Source organism: Actinoplanes sp. NPDC048791, from assembly GCF_040650095.1.
GTDB lineage: Bacteria > Actinomycetota > Actinomycetes > Mycobacteriales > Micromonosporaceae > Actinoplanes.
On the sequence record NZ_JBEZGQ010000538.1, the window covers coordinates 1 to 5791 of the forward strand.

At 71.2% G+C, this 5791-nt stretch carries 5 protein-coding genes; 3 read left to right on the forward strand and 2 right to left on the reverse strand.

Features of this window, described 5'->3' with window-relative positions; all coding sequences use genetic code 11:
- Window positions 1–848, reverse strand: an 848-nt coding sequence (locus tag AB0C29_RS30340) for a CBM35 domain-containing protein (RefSeq protein ID WP_360827230.1), incomplete at its 3' end; no start/stop codon positions are given.
- A 195-nt stretch (window positions 849–1043) separates the two neighbouring features.
- Here AB0C29_RS30340 and AB0C29_RS30345 point away from each other — a divergent pair.
- Window positions 1044–3008: a methyl-accepting chemotaxis protein gene (locus tag AB0C29_RS30345; RefSeq protein ID WP_360827233.1), complete on the forward strand. Its 1965-nt coding sequence runs from the start codon at window positions 1044–1046 to the stop codon at window positions 3006–3008.
- 19 nt (window positions 3009–3027) lie between these two features.
- On the opposite strand, the gene AB0C29_RS30350 is transcribed toward AB0C29_RS30345, so the two are convergent.
- The gene (locus tag AB0C29_RS30350; protein ID WP_360827236.1) at window positions 3028–3735 is read right to left on the reverse strand and encodes a Clp protease N-terminal domain-containing protein; all 708 of its coding nucleotides are present in this window, start codon (window positions 3733–3735) and stop codon (window positions 3028–3030) included.
- A 135-nt stretch (window positions 3736–3870) separates the two neighbouring features.
- Here AB0C29_RS30350 and AB0C29_RS30355 point away from each other — a divergent pair, with 135 nt between their 5' ends.
- Together AB0C29_RS30355 and AB0C29_RS30360 are read left to right on the forward strand one after the other, a co-directional pair.
- Window positions 3871–4995, forward strand: a complete 1125-nt coding sequence (locus AB0C29_RS30355) for a serine hydrolase domain-containing protein (RefSeq protein WP_360827239.1) — start codon at window positions 3871–3873, stop codon at window positions 4993–4995.
- Between the two features lie 8 nt (window positions 4996–5003).
- Window positions 5004–5681 carry a helix-turn-helix domain-containing protein gene (locus AB0C29_RS30360; RefSeq protein WP_360827242.1) on the forward strand — a complete coding sequence of 226 codons (678 nt, stop codon included), beginning with the start codon at window positions 5004–5006 and terminating at the stop codon, window positions 5679–5681.
- Window positions 5682–5791: the final 110 nt, after the last annotated feature.

A 5791-nucleotide genomic window follows, 5' to 3' on the forward strand; every position in this document is an offset into this window, starting at 1 on the left:
GTGGGCGCGGGGTACGCCGCGCCCGGCGCGAGCACGGCCAGGCTGTCGACGTTGACATTGCCGGAGTCGGCCGCCGTCCGTACGAGGCTGACCTCGTGCCGGCCGGCCGGCAGATCCAGCGGTACGGCGGCGAGCGCCCAGGTGTCCCAGTTGGCGGTCGGCGGCAGGCTCAACGTCCCGGCCGCGACACCGTCCACTGTGACAGTCAAGGTGCGGGCGACGTTCTGGCCGTCCCCGCCGGTGCTGTTGGCATAGCGGACGGTGAGCTGCTGGGTGCCCGCCGTTGCGGGGGTGACGGCGAAGGTGAGCGAGTTGCCCGTGCCCTCGAAACCGGCCACGAATCCCCGGCCGGTGTAGTCGCGGTGGTCGGTCGCCGCGCTCAGGCCGTTGAGCGCGAGCGCCTCGGCCTCGCACAGGATGCCGGCCGCACAGTCGGGAGCCCCGAGACCGGCCCAGGGTGCGGCGGTCACGGTCTGGCGGCCGGCTTTCAGGCGTACGGTCAGATTGTCGGCGGTGAACGGCCCGGCACCGACCCGGTAGCGCAGGGTGGTCGCGCCCGTGTCGATGGTCAGCCAGCCGTGCGAGACCCGCTTGGTGAACCGGACCGGCCGGAAGTCGTCGCGGCCGATCACATTGAAGGTGTCCCCGTCGGTGAACCGGCCGCCGGGGGCGTACTCGGTTCTGATCAGGGTCGGGGAGAGCACCTGGAAGCGGGCGTTCCCCGAGACGACGGTTTGCGGCTTTCCGGCGGTGGCTCCGGCCGGGGCCGGCGCGGTCAGCGCCGCGCCCCCCGTCACCAGAGCCAGGACGGTCGCGACGGCGACCCGCCGGCGAACAGGATTGCGCACCAGACGCTCCATCGGTAGGGAGTGAGATACCTCGATGACAACGGTGTCACCCGGCGTGACAGAGGTCAATGGATCTTGCGCGGTCGTGCCCCTCCGTCCGCCGGCCTCCGGCGGACGGGCTCAGTTCCCGACGCCAGGTGCCGATCTGGCCTGGGTAGTGCGATTCCGGTCAGTCGGGCTGAAGAAGGAGCGTCGGTGCGCCGTCCTCGTTTCACCATCAAAGTGCGCGTTGTCGCCAGCGTGGTGCTGGTCCTGGTGATCTCCATGCTGGCGGTCGTCTCCTACATCACCGGCCGTAACGCCGCCGACGCCCGGAGGGCGGGCTTCGCCTATGCCGAGGAGGTGGCCGGGCGCAACGCCGCCCAGGTGCAGCAGCAGCTCGCGACCGGTCTGGGAACCGCGCGCGACATGGCCCAGGTGCTGCAGGCCACCGCCGCGTCCGGTGGTGATCGACGTACGGTGAACGCCCAGCTGCAAGCGGTTCTCAGCGTGCACCCCGAATACCTCGGTACCTGGACGGGGTGGGAGCCCAACGCGTTCGACAACCGGGATGCCGCCTTCCGCAAGGCCGACGCCGGGCACGACGCGACCGGACGGCTGGTGCCGTACTGGTTCCGGGACAACGGCAAGATCAGCCTGGCCCCGCTGGTGGACTACGAGAAGCCCGGTGCCGGTGACTACTACCTGATCGCCAGGAACAGCGGGGCCGAGAAGGTCATCGAGCCCTACGCCTACAACGTGGGTGGCCAGGACATCCTGATGACGTCGGTGGCCGTGCCGGTCGAGCGGAGCGGCAAGGTCGTGGGCGTCTCCGGCATCGACATGGCGCTCACCAGCCTGCAGGAGCTCGTCGCGGGTATCAGGCCCTTCGGCACCGGCCGGGCCGTACTGGTCAGCACCGCCGGAGCCGTGGTCGCCGGTGGGGACCCCGCGGCCGCCGGCAAGCCCGCGGATCAAAAGCTCGTCGAGCTGGCGACCAGTGCCGTCCAGGCGGGCCGCCCCGCGCAACGGGTCACGGAGGGCGGCGAGGAGATGCTGGAGATCGCCGCCCCGGTGCCGCTGGGTCGCAGCGACACCTGGTCACTGATCGTCTCCGTGCCGACCGCCACCGTGCTGGCCGATGCCTACGCCACCCGCCGGGTCAGCATCATGCTCGCGGTCGCAGCCGTCCTGCTGGCCGCCCTCGCCGCTTTCGCGGTGGCCCGCACCATCGTGCGTCCGATCGAGCGGCTCCGCGATCGCATGATTGAGATCGCGGACGGCGACGGCGACCTGACCCAGCGGGTCAAGGCCGACCGCGATGACGAGGCGGGTCAGCTGGCGGAGGCCTTCAACCGGTTCGTCGACAAAGTCGTCAGCACCATCCGCGGCATCGCGGGGACCGCTGTCACCCTCACGGCCGCCGCGGCGGAGCTGACCGACGTCAGCACCCAGCTGCGCAGCAGCGCGGCGGACGTGTCCGACAAGGCCGGCACGGCGAGCTCCGCCAGCGAGCAGGTCAACGCCGGCGTACAGTCGATCGCCGCCGGTGCCGAGCAGATGAGTGCCTCCATCGCCGAGATCGCCTCCAATGCCACCCAGGCGGCCCAGGTGGCAGCCCAGGCGATGGTCGCCGCGGACACCACCAACGCGCAGGTCGCCGAGCTCGGCACGGCCAGCGCCGAGATCGGCGACGTGGTCAAGCTGATCACCAGCATCGCCGAGCAGACCAATCTCCTGGCCCTCAACGCCACCATCGAGGCCGCCCGGGCCGGGGAACTCGGCAAGGGCTTCGCGGTCGTCGCCGGAGAGGTCAAGGACCTGGCCCAGCAGACCGCCAGAGCCACCGAGCAGATCACCGCCCGCATCGGCGCGATCCAGACCTCCAGCGGCTCCGCGGCGACGACCATCGGCGACATCGCGCAGGTGATCACCAGGATCGGGGACTACACCACCACCATCGCGTCGGCGGTGGAGGAGCAGACCGCCACGACCGCCGAGATGACCCGCACGGTCACCGAGGCGGCCGCCAGCAGCGGGGACGTGGCCCAGACCGTGTCCGGGGTGGCCGAGGTCGCCTCGGCCACCGCCGACGGCGCCCGGGCCACCCAGCGGGCAGCCGGCGACCTGGCCGGACTCGCCGGCGACCTCACCAAGCTGGTCAACACGTTCCGTTACTGACGGCCGGGACGCTGCGGCGCTACTCGGGATCGGCGGTGATGAACGCCTCGGTGGTGGCCTTGTCGACGCCGAGGCCGGCGAGGACGCCCGTGCCGTCCTCGAGTTCGAGCAGCGCGAGCAGGATGTGTTCGGTGCCCACGTGGTTGTGGTTCAACCGTAGGGCCTCCCGGAAGGTCAGCTCCAGGCCCTTCTTGGCGTGCGCGTCGAACGGGATGAGCGCGGGCACGGGATCGGCCGCCGCCGGCAACGTCGCGGTGGCGGTCTGCCGGACGCTGTCCAGCGACACGCCCTGCGCGACGATCGCCCGGGCGCCCAGCGCGGCCGGGTCGGCCACCAGGCCGAGCATCAGATGGGCCACGCCGATCTGGCTGTTGCTCTTGGTGCGGGCCTCCTCCTGCGCCGTCACGACGACCTTCCGGGCGCGGTCGGTGAACCGGCTGAACCCCTGGCTGGCGTCGAGGTCCGGCGCCTCGCCCTTGGGGACGAACCGCTTCTGGGCGGCCTGCTTGCTGACCCCCATGCTGCGGCCGATCTCGGTCCAGGAGGCGCCGGAGCGGCGCGCCTGGTCGACGAAGTGGCCGATCAGATGGTCCGCCACGTCACCGAGGTGGTCGGCCGCCAGCACCGCGTCGGAGAGCTGGTCGAGGGCGGTGGAGTGGGTCTTCTTGATGGCCTCGATCAGGTCGTCGAGCCGGACCGAGGCGGTAACGGGTTCGGGAGTCGTCATGTCGTCAACCATAGGTTGACGCACTCGCCAACGTCAACCCGAGGTTGACGGCCGCTCGACGGCGGCCGGATCGGCTGCTACTTTAGGAACATGTTCCTAAAGTCGAACGGAGAAGAAACCTCAGCCTCAGGTGAGGTGCCGGCTGCTGACCCGAACCTGAAGTCCGCATTGGACCGGGTGCATCGCGCCGGCCTGCCGGGCGTTTTCGCCGAAGTGCGTGACGGCAGCACGATCTGGCGCGGCGCCTCCGGGATCGCCGACCTCAGCACCGGCCGCCCCGTCGAGCCCGGCATGCGCCATCGCGTCGGCAGCCTGACCAAGACGTTCACCGCCGTCGCCGTCCTGCGGCTGGTCGAGCGGGGCCGGATCGGGCTCGACGCGCCGATCGGTGGATACCTGCCCGAGCTGGTGCCGGGGGAGCGCGGCCGGCGGATCACCGTACGGATGCTGCTCAACCACACCAGCGGCTTCCCCGAATACCTGCCGTACGCGTTCCCGTCCCTGCGGCCCTCGCCGTCCGGTCCCTCGGGCGACAGCCTGGACGACAACCAGTTCCGGCAGTTCGAACCCACCGAGCTGATCCGGATGGGCGTGACGGCACCCCCGGCCGGCGAGCCGGGAAGCACTCCGGGGACGTACTCCAACGCCAACTACCTCCTGCTCGGCCGGCTGCTGGAGCATGTGACCGGCACCCCGGCGGAGGAGTACATCACCCGGGACGTCATCGAGAGCGCCGGTCTGCGGGACACCGATTTCCCCACCGGTACGCGCATCGAGGGCCCGCACTCACGGATGTACGAGGCACTGTTCGGCCTCATCGACCCACCCCGCGACTACAGCGTCTACAACATGTCCTGGGTGTCGACCGGCGCCGGCCTGACCTCGACCGTGGCCGACCTCAACCGCTTCTACCGCCTGCTGCTCGGCGGCGAGCTGCTCCAGCCGTCCTCATTGGCCGAGATGCAGCGCACCGTGCCGGTCATCAGCCAGACCGGCGAACCCATCACGTACGGCCTCGGCCTGCTCAAGTTCACGCAGCCCGGTTGCGGCACACTGTGGGGCCACGACGGCACGGTCTGGGGCGCCGGCACGATGTCCCGGCACAGCGCCGACGGCAGGCGCCAGCTGACGGTCGCGGTCAACCTCGCGCGGTGGAACCGGCTGGACTCCTCCGGCAAACCGCAGCCGCACCCGATCGACGAGGCGCTGACCGCCTTCTACGGGGAGGCGATGTGCGGTGCCGCGCCGGGGGGCAGTTAGATGAGGTGGTGTCCCCATCCGCCGCACCGCAGGGCCGTACCGGCCGGCCCCCGGTAACCTCCCGGGCGCAGATCCTGGCCTCGGCCCGGCAGCTCATCGACCAGGACGGCTGGGAGAAGCTGACGATCCGCCGGCTGGCCGCCGAGCTCGGCATCGGCGCCACCACGCTCTACCACCACGTGCGGGACAAGGAGGAGCTGCTGCTCCTGCTGCTCAACGCGTACGCCGAGCAGATCCCGCGGCCGGAGCTGACCGGTGAGCCGGGGGACCGCATCGTCGCCGCCGCGACAGCGCTGCACGACGGCCTCGCGGCCTGGCCGTGGGCCGCGGAAGTGCTCACCGCCGACGGGTTCGTCGGCCTGCTCGGGGAGCCGGCCCTGGAGCTGGTCGAGACCATCGTGGCCGGGGCCGTCGACCACGGGTGCACGCCGGCTCAGGCCGTCGACCTCTTCCGCGGCATCTGGTACTACACGGTGGGCGAGATCCTCGTGCGCAGCCACTCCGACCGCCGCCGCCCCGGCGACGACCGGCCCCGGTACGGCGACATCGACTTCGGCAGCTTCGACGCGTCCCGGCTGCCGCACCTGGCCGCCGTCGGCGAGCAATGGCCGGACCTGGCCGCCCGCGACACCTACCCCGAGGGTCTCCGCGCGTTCGTCGGCGGGTTCCTCTCCAAGGCGCGCTGAGCTGATGACAGTCATCGAACGGCTGGCCCGGGCGTCCCGGATCGGGCTGGGGCTGGCCGCCGTCGGCCGCCCGGGTTACATCAATCTCGGCCGCGAGGCGGACCTGCCGG